General features: G+C 41.7%; 12 protein-coding genes. 8 read left to right on the forward strand and 4 right to left on the reverse strand.

The features are described 5' to 3' along the window. Window positions 1–103: 103 nt before the first annotated feature. On the reverse strand, window positions 104–1,597 hold the full coding sequence (locus CYAN7822_RS03845) for a UDP-N-acetylmuramoyl-L-alanyl-D-glutamate--2,6-diaminopimelate ligase (protein WP_041933122.1): 1,494 nt from the start codon (window positions 1,595–1,597) through the stop codon (window positions 104–106). Window positions 1,598–1,733: 136 nt separating this feature from the next. Next, window positions 1,734–2,000: a glutaredoxin family protein gene (locus CYAN7822_RS03850; protein WP_013320933.1), complete on the reverse strand. Its 267-nt coding sequence runs from the start codon at window positions 1,998–2,000 to the stop codon at window positions 1,734–1,736. 34 nt (window positions 2,001–2,034) lie between these two features. Here CYAN7822_RS03850 and CYAN7822_RS03855 point away from each other — a divergent pair, with 34 nt between their 5' ends. Further along, complete coding sequence (locus CYAN7822_RS03855; RefSeq protein WP_013320934.1) at window positions 2,035–2,613, forward strand: Uma2 family endonuclease; 579 nt, start codon at window positions 2,035–2,037, stop codon at window positions 2,611–2,613. Window positions 2,614–2,674: 61 nt separating this feature from the next. On the opposite strand, the gene CYAN7822_RS03860 is transcribed toward CYAN7822_RS03855, so the two are convergent. After that, entirely contained in the window at window positions 2,675–3,637 is a 963-nt protein-coding gene (locus tag CYAN7822_RS03860; RefSeq protein ID WP_013320935.1) for a ribonuclease HI family protein, read from the reverse strand. Between the two features lie 396 nt (window positions 3,638–4,033). Between CYAN7822_RS03860 and CYAN7822_RS03865 the strand changes: the two genes are divergently transcribed. The 3 genes from CYAN7822_RS03865 to CYAN7822_RS03875 all read left to right on the forward strand — a co-directional run bounded on the left by CYAN7822_RS03865 (window position 4,034) and on the right by CYAN7822_RS03875 (window position 8,037). Then, window positions 4,034–5,500: a helix-turn-helix domain-containing protein gene (locus CYAN7822_RS03865; protein WP_013320936.1), complete on the forward strand. Its 1,467-nt coding sequence runs from the start codon at window positions 4,034–4,036 to the stop codon at window positions 5,498–5,500. Window positions 5,501–5,628: 128 nt separating this feature from the next. Continuing rightward, window positions 5,629–7,077 carry an Asp-tRNA(Asn)/Glu-tRNA(Gln) amidotransferase subunit GatA gene (gene gatA, locus CYAN7822_RS03870; protein WP_013320937.1) on the forward strand — a complete coding sequence of 483 codons (1,449 nt, stop codon included), beginning with the start codon at window positions 5,629–5,631 and terminating at the stop codon, window positions 7,075–7,077. A 72-nt stretch (window positions 7,078–7,149) separates the two neighbouring features. Continuing rightward, window positions 7,150–8,037 carry an alpha/beta hydrolase gene (locus tag CYAN7822_RS03875; RefSeq protein ID WP_013320938.1) on the forward strand — a complete coding sequence of 296 codons (888 nt, stop codon included), beginning with the start codon at window positions 7,150–7,152 and terminating at the stop codon, window positions 8,035–8,037. Here CYAN7822_RS03875 and CYAN7822_RS03880 read toward each other — a convergent pair. Then, window positions 8,034–8,234, reverse strand: a complete 201-nt coding sequence (locus tag CYAN7822_RS03880; protein WP_013320939.1) for a hypothetical protein — start codon at window positions 8,232–8,234, stop codon at window positions 8,034–8,036. The two genes, CYAN7822_RS03875 and CYAN7822_RS03880, sit on opposite strands and share 4 nt — an antisense overlap. A gap of 467 nt (window positions 8,235–8,701) precedes the next feature. Between CYAN7822_RS03880 and CYAN7822_RS03885 the strand changes: the two genes are divergently transcribed. The 4 genes from CYAN7822_RS03885 to CYAN7822_RS03900 all read left to right on the forward strand — a co-directional run bounded on the left by CYAN7822_RS03885 (window position 8,702) and on the right by CYAN7822_RS03900 (window position 18,116). Continuing rightward, window positions 8,702–12,466: a HEAT repeat domain-containing protein gene (locus tag CYAN7822_RS03885; RefSeq protein ID WP_013320940.1), complete on the forward strand. Its 3,765-nt coding sequence runs from the start codon at window positions 8,702–8,704 to the stop codon at window positions 12,464–12,466. Window positions 12,467–12,596: 130 nt separating this feature from the next. Continuing rightward, complete coding sequence (locus CYAN7822_RS03890; protein WP_013320941.1) at window positions 12,597–14,642, forward strand: potassium channel family protein; 2,046 nt, start codon at window positions 12,597–12,599, stop codon at window positions 14,640–14,642. A gap of 137 nt (window positions 14,643–14,779) precedes the next feature. Further along, on the forward strand, window positions 14,780–17,506 hold the full coding sequence (locus CYAN7822_RS03895) for a valine--tRNA ligase (RefSeq protein ID WP_013320942.1): 2,727 nt from the start codon (window positions 14,780–14,782) through the stop codon (window positions 17,504–17,506). Between the two features lie 94 nt (window positions 17,507–17,600). Then, window positions 17,601–18,116: a hypothetical protein gene (locus tag CYAN7822_RS03900; protein WP_013320943.1), complete on the forward strand. Its 516-nt coding sequence runs from the start codon at window positions 17,601–17,603 to the stop codon at window positions 18,114–18,116. Window positions 18,117–18,142 lie beyond the last annotated feature (26 nt).

An 18,142-nucleotide genomic window follows, 5' to 3' on the forward strand; every position in this document is an offset into this window, starting at 1 on the left:
TTCTTTAAAAATGATGATTTGTGCAAGAGGTCTAATAGTCAATTCCCAGATTAAGCCAGAAAAAGATCCAAGTTTAAGTCCCCCAAAAGGGGGATGATCTCTATCAACCTAATCTAACCGTTAAAGCTTCCCTCGCTTGTTCTCGATCATCAAAATGGATCTTCTCTGTGCCCAAAATTTGATAATCCTCATGACCTTTTCCAGCAATTAAAACCCCATCCCCGGGTTTAGCTTCGGTGATCGCCTTGAGGATAGCTAAAGCGCGATCAGCAATGACTTGCGGCTTAACCGACTCAGGAATTCCCGCCAAAATATCCTTTAAAATCTGCTGCGGATCTTCGGTGCGAGGATTATCCGAAGTCACCACCGCCACATCGGCAAGTTCAGCCGCTATTTTCCCCATCTTAGGGCGTTTAGTGCGGTCCCTATCTCCGCCGCATCCAAACACACAGATCATCCGACCTTCAATAAAAGGCCGGGCTGCCTTTAATAAATTCTCCAAACTATCAGGCGTGTGAGCATAATCCACAATAACACTAATATCCTGTTTATCACTCAAATGTACCCTCTCCATGCGTCCCGGCACCGCCACAAATAAAGGTAAATATTGCACAATCGCCTTTAAATCTAATCCTAAAGACACCACTGCCCCAACCGCCGCTAAGAGGTTAGCAATATTGTACTGCCCCACTAAAGGAGAATAAAAAGCTACCTCACCGATGGGAGTATGTAAGATTCCACTCACACCATTGGCTTCATAGCATAAATCTCGAGTATAAAAATTCGCCGAACTATCACTAACACTATAACTCCAAACTTTTTCCCGACTGAGGGAGTCGATCAAACGCTTTCCATAAGGATCATCTAAGTTAATAATGGCTTTACCCTTGAGATATTCTGCACTAAATAACTTAGCTTTAGCGGCAAAATAATCCTCCATATCCTGATGAAAGTCTAGATGATCTTGAGTCAAGTTAGTAAATACTGCCACCTCAAAAGGGCATTCTTGTACCCGTCTTTGCGCCAAAGCATGAGAAGACACTTCCATCACCCCATACTGACTGCCGGCTTTTAGCGCTTGCGCGAGTTGTTCTTGTAATTGTGCGGCAAAAGGGGTAGTATGTACAGCCGTTTGTTCATATCCCGCCCAACGGGTATATAAAGTGCCTAAAAGGGCAGTGGGATATTGACATTGAGACAAGAAAAATTCAATTAAATGGGTAGTGGTGGTTTTTCCATTGGTGCCGGTTACCCCGATCATTTTCATCTGTCGCGCTGGATAACCATAAAAAGCCGCCGCTATTTCTGCACAAACACTGACGACATCTTCCACTTGGATCACGTAAGCATCACCCGTTGGGGGATATTGAAGGGCGGCAGCAGGAGAAATGATTGCAGCGATCGCACCGGCTTCGATCGCACTGGACCAAAATTCTCCCCCATCTACTCTAGTGCCTGGCATACCGATAAATACGTCTCCGAGTTGACAGGCGTGGGAGTTGGTAGAAATTCCTTTAACTTCTTTTTCTAAGGCAGGATGTTCGGGAATTTGTGTGATCGTGGGAATGAGGGTTAATAATTCTCTTAGTTTCATCATCGTATTTTTATTTTAGATATTTGTCCGCAGATGCACACAGATAAATACAGATGAATCCGGATCGGTTGTCTGTGTGGATCGGGGACGGTTTTTGCTTTGATAGATTATTATGGGCTATCTGATGTTCCTTGTATTTTTAGGGTGATTGGGTTACATATTTCTGTAACATACGCTCCAATTGTAAAATCCTCATGCGAGGAGAAGGACGAGGGATGATTTTTTCTGTGTTGCCTAATTTTTGATATAAGACAGGAACCTCATATTGATAAGCATTAAACCAGTCTTCTTGGGTGGTAATGTCTCTTATTTCTATTTCTAGCTTCAGAGTTTGGATCTGTTGTAATTTTTCTAAAAGTCCTTCACAGAGATGACAACCGGGCTTACTGTATAGTATTAAGTACATGACATTGATTAATGTTTTAGACAAAGAATTAGCTATGACTATTTATACTATTAATTTTGACCCGATCGGTAAATTGACTGACGAACAGTTTTATCTCCTTTGTCGTCATAACCCACAGACAAAATTTGAACGCAATGCCCAAGGAGAAATTGTAATTATGTCCCCTACTGGAGGAGAAACAGGACGCTACAATATAGAGATTGCTACTGAGTTTGTTATTTGGAATCGTCAAGTTAAACTGGGTGTACTGTTCGATTCTTCCACTTGTTTTAAACTCCCTAGCGGCGCTGATCGTTCTCCTGATGTGGCTTGGATCAAGCAAGAAAGATGGGAGCGGCTTACTCCCCAACAAAAAGAACAATTCCCCCCTATTGCTCCAGATTTTGTCTTAGAATTAATGTCCCCTAGTGATAGCTTAAAAGACCTACAGAAGAAAATGCAAGAATATCTAGATAACGGAGTTAGACTCGGATGGTTAATTAACCGAAAACAACGACAAGTAGAAATCTATCGCCAAGGACAAGCCATAGAAATTTTCAATGCTCCCCCTACCCTTTCAGGAGAAGAAATACTGCCCGGTTTTACCTTAGACTTAAACTTCATCTGGAACTAACTCTCATCACCCCCTAAAATTCATCCTCATACATTTATGTTTATTTGTGAACAAATTTAGTCTAGTCTACCCTAATGGTAATCATCCAACTGCCCTCTTCAGAAAATTTAGGCTCACTAACAATTACTCCTTGATGTTTTAAAGCGTTATTAGGTTCACTAATGACAATCACATCTCCTTTAGCATAAGGAAAACTACTCTCAAACTTTTTTACATCTCCTTGAGAGTTCGAGATAGTCTTTTCATCCTCTAACCAAGGATGTTTCCCCGTGACTTTAGCTTCTACATCGGCATCTATTCTCACCTTATGAATCGCCATCTCAGGCGGTAACCCTCTTAAATACCATCGATAAACTTTGGCTAAATATTTATCATTGCCATCCCATTCCTTATCGATCTGTTTTTGTATCTCTTCAGGGACTCTTTTTTTGAGTTCCAATAAGCCTAGAGACGTAAACTCATCTCGTCCCGATTTTAGACGAGTGTAGTCTTTTAAATTAGCCTTTTTTCCCAGTTTAATTAATTGAGCTACTGGCGACAATTTTTCAGCCACTTTTGGCTCTTGATCTTGGGTTGGAACAGAAGTCTTTCTTGTCTCACCTTGATCAATACATTGATTAACCGCCGCATCCGCTAAATGATTTTCATGACGCGGAACCCAATCTAATGTCACTTTTTCAAAACTCTTGATTAAGCCCTGTACCTCTTGATAAAATTTTTGCATTCTGGCACTATTAACTTTCCATTTACGGTTCACTTGATTGATGACTAATTGACTATCTCCCTTAACCGTTAACGCTTCAATTCCTAACTCTTTAGCCTTCTGTAAGCCAACAATTAACCCTGTATACTCAGCTTCATTATTAGTGGCTACTGAAATATATTCACTAACAGTATATTTTTGTCCATCAGGCATAACCAAAACAGCCGCACCAGCCGCTTCCCCCGGATTCCCCCTAGAACCTCCATCAAAATAGAGAATAGGCAGAGAGTTTTCTGTTTTAATATTGTAGTTTTTCAGCATAAGAAATCAACAATACTTAATCCTTTAGTGTAACAGAAAATACCCATCTCATTTGAAAAATTTTTCATCTATCTAAAGTTTTAATTTTTTGAGTAAGGCATCTGTCTCTAGATAAAAACAGAAAAATTAAAGCCACAAATCGCTCTAAAAGTCAAGGGGAAAGGGAAAAGCCTTGATTAGACCGTTTCTTTAAGCTTTCTCCTTTCTCTTTTACCCATTGCTTACGATGGATAGCAAGCTTTTAGCAAATTGTATTACCTCCCTTGGATTTTCGAGCAAATGTACTAGACTCAGGGTTGATGTAATAAGAAAAAACTCTATGCAGAAACTACAAAGTCACAGAAACAGACTAATATACTAAACAAAATGTCATAGATAGTTTTAAATTAAATACCGATGAATAAGCTGAATTCCTCACAAGCCAAACAACTTAGGGAAGTCGCAGCCTATCTAAAACAAAAACGGATAGAACAGTCTTTATCCCTAGAGCAAATTGCCTCCCGCACCTTTATCCGCTTACATATTCTAGAAGCTCTTGAAGCGGCACAAATTGAGCAACTGCCTGAACTAATCTATATACAAGGTTTTATTCGTCGATATGGCGAAGTGCTACGCATTGACGGCAATAGTCTAGCTAAACGCTTAACCCAAACGGATAATGCCGTAGCTTTTGAAACCCCTTCTGCACCCTCCGCCGTTAAAGCACCTCCTCAACCGGAACCTGTGGTTAAAGCGCCCCCTCAACCAAAACCTGTGGTTAAAGCGCCTCCTCAACCGGAACCTGTCATTAAAGCGCCTCCCCAAGCTCAAAGAGTTGTTAAAACTCAAGCTCAAAGAGTGATTAAAGCGCAACCTCAAGCAGAACCGGTGCTGAAAGCGCAACCTCAAGCAGAACCGGTGCTGAAAGCGCAACCTCAAGCAGAACCGGTGCTGAAAGCGCAACCTCAAGCAGAACCGGTGCTGAAAACGCAACCTCAAGCAGAACGAGAACCCCAAAGCCCGCTACTTCAATTAGAACCGTCTATAAAACCAACTTTACAGCGTTATGGGGTTTTAATTGCCATTATTGCTTGTATAGGGACAAGTATAGCGTTATTGTATGGCCTATCTCGCTCTCGTGAACCCTATACGGTAGGAAAATCCGTCTCTCCAAACCCTTCTACTCAACCCCACCATACCACTCCTCCTGCCTCCTCAACTGTCACTAAACCTACACCAGCTAGTCGGGAACGAGTTCCCGACCCCAGTCGAGTAGTGACCACTTCACCGCCCCCTGTCAAAACCTACCCTGAAAAAACAATGATTCAATCGAGTCCGTTAGCCGTTTCCCCCTCGCCGCAAAAGAGTAGCACCCCACCCTCTCCGGTAGCGGCTTCCCCCTCGCCGCAAAAGAGTAGCACCCCACCCTCTCCGGTAGCGGTTTCACCCTCACCGCAAAAGAGTAGCACCCCACCCTCTCCGGTAGCGGCTTCCCCCTCGCCGCAAAAGAGTGCAACCCCACCCTCTCCGGTAGCGGCTTCCCCCTCGCCGCAAAAGAGTGCAACCTCACCCTCTCCGGTAGCATCGCCTGCCTCCTCAGCCAAGAAACCCAGCAACGCGCCCTTATCAGTGGCATTAGCTTTAGATGGAACATCTTGGTTAAAAGTCTTAGTCGATGGAAAAACCCAATATGAAGGAACCTTGGAAGCAGGAGTCAAACAAAATTGGACAGCACAGGAAAAAGTAACCATCATAGCCGGTAATGCTGGTGCTGTAACCTATTCAGTCAATTCCAAGCCAGCCCAACGTTTAGGAGAAGCTGGAGAAGTTAAAGAAATCAAATTGACTCCGGTTGATAACCTGAAACCGACCCCGACACCGTAATCACTTTTTGTTGACATTGATTCGTCAAAATCTCTAAAACTGCTCAAAGCACCTAAGTTTTTTGCTAAAGTGTCAGATGCAGATAGATTTTATTGGCTAAAAATAAATTCATTTTCCAAGGAAAACTCATGGCATCGATCCGCGAACTCCATCAACAATTGGTTAAAAAAGAGCGTTCTGCTGTTGAAATTACCACAGAAGCTCTAGAACGTATAGAAGCCCTAGAACCCTCACTACATAGCTTCTTGTATATCACAGCAGATCAAGCTTTAGAAACGGCCAAGAAAGTCGATGCGAAAATTGCGGCCAAACAAGAAATCGGACTCCTAGAAGGTATTCCCATCGCTATCAAAGATAATATGTGTACTCAGGGAATTCCCACCACTTGCGGCTCAAAAATTCTGGAAAATTTTGTTCCTCCTTATGAGTCGACGGTTACCCAGAAACTCAAAGAATTAGGAACCATTGCCCTCGGAAAAACGAATTTAGATGAATTTGCAATGGGAAGTTCCACAGAAACCTCGGGTTATCAAGTGACCGCTAACCCTTGGGATTTGTCGCGAGTGCCGGGAGGATCATCCGGTGGTTCAGCCGCTGCCGTCGCCGCCGAAGAAGCCGTCGTGGCCCTAGGATCAGATACAGGCGGATCAATTCGTCAACCCGCTTCTTATTGCGGTGTAGTAGGATTAAAACCCACCTATGGGTTAGTGTCTCGTTTTGGCTTAGTGGCTTACGCCTCATCTTTGGATCAAATCGGACCTTTTGCGAGAACAGTAGAAGATGCCGCCATTTTCTTAGGAGCGATCGCCGGTTATGACCCTAAAGACTCCACCTCTTTAAACATTGAAATTCCCGACTATACCAAATTCCTCAAACCGAAATTATCTAAACTGAAAATAGGCATTATTAAAGAAACTTTTGGAGAAGGATTAGATCCGGTTGTAGGCGAAGCCGTCCATCAAGCAGTAGAACAACTGAAAAAATTAGGCGCTAAAATTAAAGAAATTTCTTGTCCTCGTTTCCGCTACGGTTTACCGGCTTACTATATCATCGCTCCTTCAGAAGCCTCTGCTAATTTAGCTCGCTATGATGCGGTTAAATACGGCATTCGCAAAGATGCTGATACTTTAATGTCGATGTATACCGGCACTAGAGCCAGTGGTTTTGGGACAGAAGTCAAGCGGCGCATTATGTTAGGCACTTATGCCCTCTCGGCAGGGTACTATGATGCTTATTATCTCAAAGCCCAAAAAGTTAGGACTCTGATTAAACAAGATTTTGATCAGGCTTTTGAAGAAGTGGATGTCTTAGTTTGCCCTACGGCCCCCACCACCGCCTTTAAAGCCGGCGAAAAAACCGATGATCCCCTCAGTATGTATTTGTCAGATTTGATGACCATTCCCGTCAATTTAGGCGGGTTGCCAGGCATGAGTATTCCCTGTGGCTTTGATAGTTTAGGATTGCCTATCGGAATGCAGTTAATTAGCAATGTGTTGCGCGAAGATTTACTCTTTCAAGTGGCCTTCGCTTATGAAAATTCTACGGATTGGCATAAGAAAAAACCTCCTATAAAATAAGAGGCATTTATGATAAACGCAAAAATTTAACCTCTCAAATCCTGAGATTTTAACAAAAAGGAACAACCGAAGATGGTCATTAACTTCTGGATTAAGTTACTCCTTAAAGGCTTAGGCTTAGGAGTAATTGCCTACTTGCTCATCTGCATCGCTTTGTGGATATGGCAAAAGCGGCTAATCTTCTCTCCCTCCTCGAGGATCAAATCCACTCCCTCAGACTTGGGGTTAGCTTACTCACAGGTGTGGATTCCGGTCTTAACCTGGGAAGGGAAACTAGAAAAGATGCACGCCTGGTGGATTCCCTCCGAGTCTTCCTCTTCAGAAGTTTTGCTCTATCTGCATGGGAATGGAGTCAATATGGGGGCTAATTTAGGCCCAATCGAAAAATTCCATCAAATGGGATTCAATGTCTTGATGATTGATTATCGGGGTTACGGACGCAGTGAAGGTAAATTTCCCAGTGAGTCAGAAGTCTATCGAGATGCACAAGCCGCCTGGGACTACTTAGTGCTAAAACAAAAAATCGCACCCGAGGCAATCTTTATCTTTGGTCATTCTTTAGGGGGAGCAGTCGCTATTGATTTAGCAGTACGCAAACCCAATGCCGCCGGGGTGATTCTAGAAAGTGCTTTTACCTCAATGGTAGACATGATTGATCATCTACCGCTTTACCGTTTTATTCCGGCTAAATTGGTCTTAAATCAGCGTTTTGATAATCTTAGTAAGTTAAAATTACTGCGTGTGCCCTTGATGCTCATTCATGGAACCCAAGACTGCACGGTTCCTCCGAGCATGAGTCAGGTACTTTATGATCTGGCACCGGTTCCCAAACAATTGTTATTTATTCCTCTGGCCGGCCATAATGATGTGTCGCGGGTGGGTGGCGAAGACTATATTCAGGGGTTGGAAAATTTCCGTCAATTAGCACTCACTCATCAACGCCAGTTAGCCGAACGTTAAAAATCATCAGGAATAACCCATTTAGGCGGTTCTGTCAACTTTTTCAGACGGGCTGCCTCTGCCATTTCTAACATTTTATCTAAAGAGGTTTCTTGAATAAACTTTTCTGTTTGGGCCAGATGTTCTCGATGAGGACATTTCTCTTTTAAAATACATCCATTTATACAGTCTCTGGCACAATCTACTGTAATTTCCATTATTTTCTCCTACTCATTTATTGAAAACATGAAAATCTCATCATAAAACTTAACACATTGGAGAGCTTTGTTCAACTTTTATCCGATTAACAATAAAAATTAACTTTCTTAAAGTTTAGCGAGTAAATACTTACGTGGCAACAAAACATAAAAGCCGCAAGCCTAAGTATATGTTCTACAGACCAATAGGCAGATTTAAGATAAAATAAAAATTAAGAATCTCACTAGCTGAGATACGCGCGCATTGACTCGAGTTGCATCTGATAGAGAGATTTTGTGGAGGTTGATATGAACAACAGATGGGTTTTCAAGCTATCTGATTATAGGTAGCGAGAAAGTCACCATAGCACCTCACGGCTTCTAAACAGAACGAGATCAGTCAATGACAGCAACTCGGTATAAATCTCATCACAATTGATGGGATTACCTCTATATCTGCTTCTAGAACTTTGTAGAGAACCCCGTAAATGATGACACAACAGGGATCGGAACAACAAGCAACGCTGGTATCCCCCCAGAAGCTTAACATTGATTGGCAGCAAGTGTGCCAAGCGATCTGGAAAAATTCTGTACCCATCAATCCCCTGACAACACAACCGAAGGAGACAGAAGCGCAATGGGAAAAAATACATCTGTCATTGGGGTTAATTAAACACAAAAAAAACAAATTCAATGGGGGAAATCTCCTAGATGGGCCGAACTATGGACAGGGATACAGCTTAGGAGAAACCCACCAGCAGCGCGAGAATCCTGAACAGTCGGAGATCGTACAGATATATAACGAAAAAGAATTTTGTCAGCAAATTCTGTGCCAACAAAAAAGCGCCAAGGCAGGGCAAAGAATCGCCATTATAGGAGAATCTAGTAGCGGAAAAACCGTACTTCTCCATCAAATTACCGCTTGGATTTTAGACAATACACAAGACCTGCCCATCTGGATTTCTATGGCAGAACTGGGAGAAACTCCCCTATATGAATATTTACAACAAAAGTGGCTCAAACGAGTCGCTAAAACCCAAGATGAACTAACCCGACAATGGCAAAACTCTCTAGATGAATTGCTCAAAAGTGGTCGAGTCTGGCTGCTTCTCGATGGCGTAGAACAAATGCCGCTCGAACAACTCGAAAAACTTCCCGTAACCGTCAATTCTCAAACCCGGGGATTAATTCATGACCCCTTATCGGAAACCCTACAACAACTTGAGGGATGGGCAGATGAAACACGAGTCATCTTGACCAGTCGAGATGATGTTTTAATTAATAAAAATACGCTCTCCCATTACCAGGTTTTTCGTCCTCTAGAATTAACCTATCCCGAACAAGTAAAGCCATTTATTAATCAATGGTTTGCTCAAAATACTGTCAGCAAAACCCCCTCATCAGCCAAAAAACATCGCTCTCAAAATTTAGCCAAGTTAGCCGAGCAACTGGTCTTGTCCCTAGAAGAATTTGGATACTATAGAATTCAAGACCTGCTCCAAACGCCATTAAGATTATCCTTATTATGCCGAGAAACCCTGCAAAATAGAGCCAAATTGCCGGCAACAACCGCCCAGATTTTTGACAAAATCGTCCATCAATATTATCAATGGCAAGCGGAAACCGTACCCCTCAACGCTCAACAACAACAAGAACTTAATCAAGCCTTGGGAAAATTAGCCCTCTGCGCTTTAGACAACCCTCACCATCCCCATTGGCTCTATCATCATCAGATCACTGAAACCCTAGGAGACGAAGAACTTTTATTACAATTAGCCTTGCGTTTGGGATGGCTAAGACCCATCGGCATAACCGCTAATGCAACTAAAGAAAAAGTATATAGCTTTAGCGATCACAAATTGCAAGCGTATCTGGCCGCTACCCTCATCGAGGATTGGCAATTTTTCCTCAATCATCCCCTAGGAAGCATTAGTTCTCTACCCTCAACCCCCTGCGGTAGTTCTTATCGAATTTTTGCCCCACAATGGAAGCCAGTCATTAAACTGTGGATAGGAAGAGAAGAAATTAAGCCAGAAGATAAAGAAGCATTTTTACAAGGATTAGTGCAATTTGCCGATGGCTGTGAAACCGATAATTATTATGGAAAACGCGCTTATTTTTTAGCCGCTTCAGCTTTAGCTGAATTCCCAGATGGTGAGCAAACCAACGCCATTTTATTGCAGTTGTTACAGTGGTGCTTTTTTGATGCTCAAATATCTCCCTTAATTGCCCAAGCTGCCAAAGCCGCCTTAAGAGAAACCCATCGGAAATTAGCCATCCCTGCTTTAATTCAATTATTAACCACCATAAAAAACGAAAGCATTAAACGAGAAATTTTTAAAACCCTAGAAAAAATCGGACAGGGAAATGCTGAATGTATAGCCGCCTTAAAAGAAATGCTCGCCTCAAATTCAGCCTTCCCGATGCGGTGGCAAGTAGCCGAAACCCTAGGAAAAATCGACCCCGGCAATAGTGAGGCCATCGCTACTATTGTCAATATATTAGAAACGGCGAACCATGAAGAAAGCAGACAGATAGCCTTTAAGAGTTTAGAAAAAATAGGTAAAGGCAATTTTAAAGCCATTACCACCCTAAAACAAGTTATTACTACCACTCATTCAGCCATCAGTAGACGACGAGCCTTTGAAACCCTTGAAACCATTGGTTACCAGAATGCAACCGCCATTGCGGCCTTAGTTCAATTGATTCGCACCAACTCAGATCAAGGAATTCGCTGTTCCTCGGCAGAAAGTTTAGAAAAAATTGATCCCGGTAATCCTACAGCCATTACGGTGTTAGTACAATTGGTTAAGGGTGCCAACAATGAAGAAATCCAAAAACAAGCCGTTTATAGTCTCGGAGAAATTAGCCCCGGCAACCCCCAAGCTATCAGCGTTCTGGGGAAAATGTTATCGCCCAATTATGATGTTTTTCTGCGTTGGATGGCCATCAGTAGTCTCGGAAAAATTGGCAATGGAAACTCTGAAGCAATTAGTGCATTAGTCAATTTAATTAAATCAGATGAGCGACTATTACGAAAGGATGCGATTGAAAGTTTAAGCAAAATTGATCCCCATAATGAAGAAGTGATAACCGCTTTAGTCAGATTGATAGACTCGGAACAAGATGAATCGATCCGACGAGAAGCCGCCGAAAATTTGGGCAAAATACCCTCTCCTAATTTCAGTGCAAAGGAGGCTTTATTAAAACTATTAAGAACTTCATCCGATGAATTTACCCGCCACCAAGCCGCCGAAAGTTTAGCCAAAATTGAACCCGGTAATTTAGAAGCCTTAAAAACTTTAATCGACTTAGTGCAAGGAAGTATAGATGCCAATGTTCGCAGTATAGCCGCCGAAAGTTTAGGCGATATTGGGCAAAAAAACCCGGCAGTAATCGCTCTTTTAGTTCGAGTGCTGAAAACCACTAACGAACCTAAAATTCTTGATCGCGCCGCCTTGAGTTTAGGCAAAATTGGCTTAAAAAATCGAGAAGTGATTTCCACTTTAGTGATGCTGGTTAAATCTTGTCAGGATGAGACTTGTCGTTTACAAGCGGCTGAAAGTGTCATCAATCTTCTCAAAGTTGAACAAATGTCTGAGGTGATTGCTAATCTCAAAGAAAATTTATCCGATCCTCACAAAAGAAAAGACCTCGCTTGTCAAAAAATCATTTGGCATTGTGCCCAAAAATTATCTTATCCTGAGTTTTATCAAGCTTGGCATAATCGCCCGCTTTATGGAACTCAAAAAGTTACTAAAGCTGAATTAAATCTCAATGAAGAGTCTCCCGAAGACAACCATTTCAAGCTGACTTGTCAAAGCCTTTCTCAATTGCTTCAGGCAAAAATCGATGAACATTCTCAATTAAGTCAAAGCATTCGTCCGATTTTTATTGATAGCAATAATTTATTTGATCCCATCAATCCTCTGGTAGATATTTATGATTTAATGTTGGCGCAAAACTGTCCGCCCTTTGAACATGGCATTCCCGATACAATGGCTAAACTGAGATTGTATTGGAATAGCATTCAAAGAGATGAAAATAATGCTAATTTTGTGTTGATTTTTTACGACCATGTTACCCCTTCAGACAGCCAAGGATTTTCTCCTGAGTTTTTAAAAATGCTCAGTAAATTTGGTGGGGCTATTTGTTTGGTGACCGAAAAATTGAGTTCAAACTTACAACAATTCTCTCCCACCGATCCTCAGTTAATTGAAAATATAATTACCTGGATAGAAACGCAAAAATAAGAGAGTATAATTCATTTGATTCTTTGATGGACTAGGATTTGAGATTTTAATTAGACTTCTCATGATCTTAATCTAAATGAATTATACTCTAGGCATAAAGACACATATATTTTTTACTGTCAGGGGGAAAATGCAGCCGAATCATACCCCAACACCAGCCGCTAACAACCCTCAAGCGTCATTAGATCAATTCCTCGTCTGTGGATTGGGAAGCTTAGGACAATATTGTGTGTTCGCTTTAAAAGAATTCGGCGTTAATGTGATCGCCATTGAACAAGTTAAACCCCAAAGTTGGGAACTCCCAGAATTACCCGATCTCTTAGATGATCTCATTTTTGGAGACTGTCGTCATGTAGACATCTTAAAAGCCGCAAAAATCGAGCGATGTCGCGCGGCGATGATTGTCACCACTAATGAACAAATTAACGCAGAAACAGCCCTCACCATTCGTCAACTGAACCCTGATACCCGCCTAGTGGTACGTTCAGCTAAAGAAAATCTTAACGAATTATTAAGAGAACAACTAGGAAACTTTATCGCCTATGAACCTACCCAACTTCCCATAGATGCTTTTGCCTTAGCCGCTTTAGGCAGCGAAATTCTCAGTCTGTTTAACCTTGACGGGGAAAAAGTGCGGGTGATCCAGCATAAAATTGAAAAAGAGGACCGTTGGTGTCATACCCGTAGTGTTTACGAACTCAACACCCGTACCCGTCGAATTTTAGCACACAGTGATCATTTAAGCCCCTTAGCTCAAAGCTTTCATCAATGGGATGGTGATGCAGCGATCCTTCCAGGAGATACCCTAGTTTATATCGAAACCGCCGAAAATTTTCTCAGTTTATCTAACCGAGAACGGGCAACCCTAACCCATCAGCCAAAACCCACTCACGCCAAAAATATCAGCAAATATTTACAAGAAAAATACCATCAATTTTGGTATTCAACCAGACAACAACCCACCAGAAAAGTTGCTCTAATCTGTAGTTTAATTGTTTTATTTTTATTGATTAGCGGCACAGTTATCCTGAAAGAATTTGATCCGAGAACCACTTTATTATCCGCTTTTTCTGCCATTGCTATTTTATTATTAGGCGGATATTCAGACTTATTTGGCGGGTTTGAACAAATGGATGAGATCCCCGCTTGGTTGCAGTTATATAGTTTAGGCTTAACCCTGGCAGGCACAGCCTTTGTGGGAGTGCTTTATGCTTTAGTGACAGAGGGGTTACTCTCGGCCAAATTCCAATTCCTGAAAAATCGTCCGCCGGTTCCTCAACAAGACCATATTGTTATTATCGGATTAGGCAGAGTCGGGCAAGGGGTAGCCACTTTATTGCAAGAGTTTAAACAATCCATCGTGGGCATTAGCTTTGATTTGGATTTTGATCGGAGTATTTTACCCGAAATGCCTTTAATTGTCGGCAATCAAAAAGAAGCTTTAGCCAAAGCCAATTTAGCCACCGCTAAAAGCATCGTTGTCTTGACTAATGACGAGATCCTCAATCTGGAAGTGGCATTAATGGCGCAAAAAATCAACCCGAATTCTCATTTAGTGGTTCGAACTTTAGGAGAACGTTTAAGTAAATCTTTAACCCAATTATTACCCAAAGCCCAAATTTTAGGGGCTTATGCTTTGGCAGCCGAAGCCTTTGCCGGTGCCGCCTTTGGAGAAAATATTATTACCGTGTTTCGTCTCAATCGTCAAACCATCTTAGTGACAGAATATCAAATTGAAGATATTGATACTTTACATGGTTTATTACTGTCTGAAGTGGCTTATGGTTATGGCGTTGTGCCGCTCCTTCATCAAAAACCCCCGGATGTTTCTAAATTTATGCCCTCAGATGATATTCGTTTGTCAGTTGGGGACCGTATGGTGGTTTTAGCGACCATTGAAGGCTTAAAACGAATTGAACAAGGAAAACTGCGGATTAGTCCTAAATGCTGGCGAGTAAAGATCGAAAAGGCGTTAACCTCAGATGCGGTTTTTGAAGGAGCTAATGTTATTACGAGAATTTCGGGCTGTTCTTTAAATATGGCTCGCGAATTGATGAATAATTTACCAAGTATTTTATCTACTCCTTTGTATAAACCTCAAGCTATGCGCTTGGTACGAAATTTACAGAAAATTCAAGTGATAGCGAGTTTGGTTTCTACCAATAAACAAGATTAACGGGGTTTCGAGGCATAGCACAAAGGAGACAAAAAGGGTGGGATAACGTCAACAGGGGAAGGAAAGTTAGCTAACCTTTTACTGGATGTGGCAAAATTTGAAGAGTACAGCAAGACACACGCCTGACTTCTTTGTCCATGACCACTACTTTACCGGCCTTAGAAAAATTATACGACCCTAAAACTACCGAAGAGAAATGGCAAAAATTCTGGGAAGAACAAAAAATTTTTCAAGCTAACCCTTCCCAAGGAGGACCGGCTTATAGTCTGGTTATCCCCCCGCCTAATGTGACGGGTAGTTTACACCTCGGACACGCCTTTGATACCGCTTTAATGGATACCCTGGTGCGTTATAAAAGGATGTGCGGCTTTAATACTCTCTGTCTACCGGGAATTGATCATGCGAGTATCGCGGTTCAAACGATTCTTGAAAAACAATTGAAAGCTGAAGGAAAAACCCGCTACGATATCGGACGCGAAAAATTTCTCGAAAAAGCTTGGGAATGGAAACAACAATCCGGCGGAACCATTGTTAATCAGTTAAAACGCCTTGGACTCTCAGCCGACTGGTCAAGACAACGGTTTACTCTAGATGAAAGCTTATCAAAGGCAGTGCGGCGAGCTTTTGTTCAATTATATGAAGCGGGTTTGATCTATCGAGGTAATTATTTAGTTAATTGGTGTCCTGAGTCTCAGTCGGCGGTGTCAGATTTAGAAGTGGAAAATAAAGAAGTGGATGGACACCTGTGGCATTTTCGTTATCCCTTGAGCGATGGGAGTGGTTATCTCGAAGTGGCCACCACTCGACCAGAAACGATGTTAGGGGATACAGGCGTGGCGGTAAATCCTCATGATCAACGTTATCAAGATTTAATCGGAAAAACGGTTACTTTACCGATTATGGAACGGCAAATTCCTATTATTGCCGATGAATTAGTCGATCCGACTTTTGGCACCGGCTGCGTTAAGGTTACGCCCGCTCATGACCCGAATGATTTTGAAATGGGTAAGCGGCATAATCTACCCTTTATCAATATCATGAATAAAGATGGAACGCTTAACGAGAATTCAGGGTCATTTGTGGGTGAGGATCGGTTTGTCGCCCGTAAAAATGTGGTCAAGCGTTTAGAACAAGACGGTTTTTTGGTAAAAATAGAAGACTATCGCCATACGGTGCCTTATAGTGATCGCGGCAAGGTGCCGGTGGAACCTCTGCTCTCAACTCAGTGGTTTGTTAAAATTGATCCTCTGGCTAAAAAAGCGTTGACTTGTTTGGATGAAGATAATTCTCCCAGATTTATTCCTGAACGCTGGACAAAAGTCTATCGAGATTGGTTAGTTAAGTTAAAAGATTGGTGTATTTCTCGTCAATTGTGGTGGGGTCATCAAATTCCGGCTTGGTATGTGGTGAGTGAAACTGGCGGACAAATTACTGATCATACGCCTTTTATTGTGGCATACAGCCCCGAAGAAGCCCTAGAGAAAGCTCAACAACAGTATGGAGATAAGATTCAATTAGAACAAGACCCGGATGTCTTAGATACTTGGTTTTCTTCTGGGTTGTGGCCTTTTTCTACGATGGGATGGCCCGAACAAACCCTAGACTTAGCGACCTATTATCCTACCAGTACCCTAGTTACTGGCTTTGATATTATCTTTTTCTGGGTCGCCCGCATGACCATGATGGCCGGTTATTTTACCGATCAAATGCCCTTTAAAGATGTGTATATTCATGGGTTGGTGCGGGATGAAAACGGCAAAAAAATGTCGAAATCTGCGAATAATGGCATAGATCCTCTGCTACTCATCAGAAAATATGGCTCAGATGCTTTACGTTATACATTAATTCGGGAAGTAGCCGGTGCCGGACAGGATATTAGCTTACAGTACAACCGCCAAACTGATGAATCTGAATCTGTGGAAGCGTCTCGCAATTTTGCCAATAAACTTTGGAATGCGGCTCGCTTTGTGATGATGAATTTGGACGGCAAAACCCCTCAAGCCTTGGGAGAACCGACTTCTGAAGCTTTAGAAGCGAGCGATCGCTGGATTCTCTCTCGTTTTGCCTTAACGGTGCAACAAACCCGCAATTATATCGATAATTATGGGTTAGGAGAAGCGGCCAAAGGACTCTATGAGTTTATTTGGGGAGATTTTTGTGATTGGTATATTGAATTAGTCAAGTCTAGATTATTTGATAAGTCATCTCCTTCTCGCTTAGTGGCCCAAAAAACACTAGCTTTTGTCCTCGAAGGCATCTTAAAATTATTGCATCCCTTTATGCCGCATATTACCGAGGAGATTTGGCATATTTTGACTCAAAACGCTGATCAGTCCCTAGCCTTACAGGTTTATCCTCAAGTGAATGAGGCTTTAATTGATGCAAATTTAGAGCAATCTTTTGTCTTGCTATTTGGTTGTATCCGTACCGTCAGGAATTTACGCGCTGAAGCTGATATTAAACCTGGCGTGACGGTGCCGCTTATACTTCAGAGTGATAACCCTCAAGAACGTCAAATTTTAACAATGGGGCAAGTGTATATCCAAGACTTAGCCAAAGTTGAGCCATTGACGATTACCCCTGAGTTAGGAGAAGATACAGGAAAAGTCATTGCTAGTGTGGTGGGTACGGTTCAGGCGTTAATTCCTTTAAGCGGACTTGTGGACATTGAGGCATTAAGAGCCAAACTCCAGAAAAAATTAAGTAAAGTAGAAGGAGATATAAATTCTCTGACAAATCGCTTAAATAACCCTGGCTTCGTTAATAAAGCTCCTATAGAAGTGGTCGAAGAGGCTAGAGCCACACTAGCCGAAGCACAAAAACAAGCTGAAATTTTACGAGAACGCATTCTACGTCTCGAATAATCTTGTTATTGGTTGTTGGTTGTTGGTTATTTTTATTAAATAACAGTAACTAACAGCTAACAGCTAACAACTAACAATTAACAATTAAGCAGCTATGTTATATCTGGCTCAAGTCAATAAAAATACTATTTCCGGTGAGATGGAACTTCAATTATTAGCTCACGAAAAATCAGAAGAGATTTGGGAAGTGAGCCACTCAAATTCGCTCAGTTTTCCTTTTCATCATTACTGTGATCTAGCTGAAGGGTTGTTAGTGTTAGTGGAGATGTCTGAGCCGGAACAAATTCAAAAAATAAAACCGGCTAAAGACTGGATTTTAAAGATGATTGAAAAACATTTAAAAGACAATAAAATTACGCCAGAATTTGTGGAAAAAGAACAAGAAAGGATTGAACAATGGAGACAAGAAATTACCGGACAAAGTTTAGATTTAACTCGTCGTCATTTAGAAGTAGAAACCCGTAGAGATCAACTTCAAGAATTAGAAATATCTCTGAAACAAGAAAAAGAAAAATTAGAAATTCGTTGGCAACAGTTGCAAAAATTACAAGAAGAGATTCAAAAAGAAAAAGAAGATTTAAAAAAATGTTCTCAACCGAATAAGGAATAAGTAATAAAAAAATTATTTAAGAGCTT

Source organism: Gloeothece verrucosa PCC 7822 (assembly GCF_000147335.1).
GTDB classification, from domain to species: Bacteria; Cyanobacteriota; Cyanobacteriia; order Cyanobacteriales; family Microcystaceae; genus Gloeothece; species Gloeothece verrucosa.